General features: G+C 61.9%; 2 protein-coding genes and 1 pseudogene. All 3 read right to left on the bottom strand.

Annotated features, from left to right (window positions below):
* Nucleotides 1-49: 49 nt before the first annotated feature.
* Nucleotides 50-928: an outer membrane protein assembly factor BamD gene (locus tag B7G66_RS12670; RefSeq protein WP_003620583.1), complete on the bottom strand. Its 879-nt coding sequence runs from the start codon at nucleotides 926-928 to the stop codon at nucleotides 50-52.
* Between the two features lie 77 nt (nucleotides 929-1,005).
* Entirely contained in the window at nucleotides 1,006-1,995 is a 990-nt protein-coding gene (gene lpxC / locus B7G66_RS12665) for a UDP-3-O-acyl-N-acetylglucosamine deacetylase (protein WP_003620582.1), read from the bottom strand.
* A gap of 188 nt (nucleotides 1,996-2,183) precedes the next feature.
* Nucleotides 2,184-2,685 (bottom strand): annotated as a pseudogene (locus B7G66_RS17905) (cell division protein FtsZ); the annotation flags it as partial.

Raw genomic sequence — 2,685 nt, 5'->3', positions numbered from 1 at the left:
TACGAGCATCTTCACCTGTTTGAATGCACGCATTCAAACAGGATATGCCCTAGAAGATCGAATGCCATGCCCGCGAAAATGCGTTGCGTCCCTGCTTGCTGGCGCGGGGGGGGACGCCCTTGATGAGGTGATGGTCACGCAGATGGTCATAGGCGTCGTGATACCATTTGCTGTCGGGGTAGTTATAGGCCAGCACCGCCCCCGTCTTGCGCGCCTGTTCCAGCAGCCCGAGGTCGAGATACACCTCCACAAGGCGTTCAAGTGCTTCGGGCACATGGTTGGTCGTCTGGAAATCCTGCACCACACGCTGGTAGCGGTTGACCGCCGCCTGGTAATTGCGCTGTTCCTGATAGAAACGCCCGACCAGCATTTCCTTGCCCGCAAGATGGTCGCGGCACAGATCGATCTTCAACTGGGCATCGCGGGCATAAGGTGTCTGCGGAAAGCGTGTGATGACCTCTTCGAGCGCATCCATCGATTCGATGGTGCCCTGCTGGTCACGCTGTACGTCGGCGACCTGTTCATAATAGCACAGCGCACGCAGATAGAAGGCATAGGCGGCATCAGAACTGGTGGGATGCAGTTCAAGGAATCGGTCGAGCTGCTGCACCGCCTCGGGATACTTGCTCTGCAGATAGTCGGAATACCCCTCCATCAACTGTGCATTGGCAGTGTATTGGGAGTAGGGATAGTTACGTTGCAGCACGTCGAACTGGATGGTCGCAAGGACATAGCGGTTGGTGCGCAGGGCATCAACACCATGATTATACAGGGTTTCTGCCGATCCTACGCGGGGCGCATGCTCCATGATCGCGCTGTTACCGTTACACGCCGCAAGGAAAGCCAGCGCGGGCAGGCCCAGCAGGCGCGGCGCGATGCCACCAAGTCGGCGGAGAAGGAGGGAGTGTCGAGTTCTGCGTGGTGACATGCCGGCTCTTCCAGTTGCGCGTGCTTTATATCATGTGCGCAAGCGTGGTGAAGAGCATCGTATCGTTTTCATGTGCTTCATGCGGCGACGCGACCGATCTGCCCCTTGTGCAGGGGGGCGCCATGCAGGCGCCATGCGGTCGTATCGGCCATCAATGCCCGCAACAGGCGGTTGTTCAGGGTGTGCCCTGATTTATGCCCATGAAAATCGCCGTGGATCATCGCGCCGGACAGGTAAAGATCGCCAATCACATCAACCACTTTGTGGCGCACGAATTCGTCCGGCCTGCGCAACCCGGTGGGATTGAGGATGCGGTCGCCATCGACAACGATTGCGTTTTCCAGTGACCCCCCCCGTGCAAGCCCCGCCGCATGCAACGCATCAATTTCGTGGCGCAGGGTAAATGTGCGGCAGTTTTCAAGGTCACGCCGGAAGGAGGCGGCACAGACCCGTGCGGAAAATATCTGCCGCCCGATGGCTGGTGCCGCAAATTCGATCGACATGCTGATGGTCAGGCCATCGGTCGTGGGGGGGGACAGTTCGGCGAACGCGTCCCCGTCCTCCACCCGCACGGTGCGCAGGATCTCCAGCGTGGGGCGGGCGGCGGCCTGACGTTCACGCCCGGCGCAGTCCAGCAGGAACATGAATTCGGATGCCGAACCATCAAAGACCGGCACTTCTGGTCCATCGAGGTCGATATACGCATTGTCGATCCCGCATCCGCACAGGGCGGACATCAGGTGTTCGATGGTCGCCACCCGCAGGGGCGAAGACGGCGCCGCATCACCAATAACCGTACTGAGCCGCGTATCGACCACATGGTCGTAAACGGCAGGGATGATGCGGCCATCAAGGTCGGTGCGACGGAAAATGATGCCCGTATCGACGGGGGCGGGCGCCAGAGACAGCGCAATGCGCCGCCCGGTATGCAGGCCCGTGCCGATGCTGCTGATGGGGCGGCGCAACGTGTGCTGCCACATGGCATCAGGCGCATCGGGCCGGGGCATGACCGTTTCGGTAACGCACGAATCGCTAAGTTCACGCGGACCTATCGACATGCCATCCATTGTGCGCATCCCTCGATACAGGTGAATATGTTGGCTACGGAGCAGGTGAGGGAATAGTAGGCCCGACGTGTCCGGTTTCACCAGTCAATGATTATTGCCAAGCGTTACCATGTCCACACACGTGAAAAAACATGGCCGGGCATGGTGTTACATTCTGCAACGCCATGCCCGGCTGGTGTTTTTTTCGATTATCCGCGACGCAGGAATGCGGGAATGTCGAGGCCATTGTCATCAGGCGTGCCGCCGTTGCCCTGTGGGGGGACGCTGCCCTGTGGTGCGTTGCTCTGTGGTGCGCTGCCCTGGGGGGGGCGTGACTGCCCCTGCGGCAGGGATGGTTCGGTCCGCTCCGCCTGGGCCGGGGGGGCGGCCTGCGGTTCAGGCTGCTGCGGGGTGGCCGAACGGCGGCGCAGCGCGCCGGTAACGATGCCGAACAGGTTGCGCTGCGGCTGCTGCGGTTCGGTGACGGTGGCCTTGGCCCCATCGGAAAACAGCGATGAACGCGGTGACCCGCGCTGCGCCTGTGCCACCTGTTGTGGCACCGTATGCGGGGACGGGGCCGAAGGGGGCATGTTGGGCTGACGCAGCGGTGTGGCCCCGGCGGACAGATGTTGCGGTGCTGCCGCCCCCATCGGCGGGGCGGCGGGGGGCTGCTGTCCCATGGGGGGCGTGGCGGGCGGTGCCGCCTGTGCC

The organism is Novacetimonas hansenii JCM 7643 (assembly GCF_000964405.1).
Taxonomy (GTDB): domain Bacteria; phylum Pseudomonadota; class Alphaproteobacteria; order Acetobacterales; family Acetobacteraceae; genus Novacetimonas; species Novacetimonas hansenii.
The sequence above is the reverse complement of the archived record's forward strand: the minus strand, read 5'-3'. Positions and strand labels throughout refer to the sequence as shown.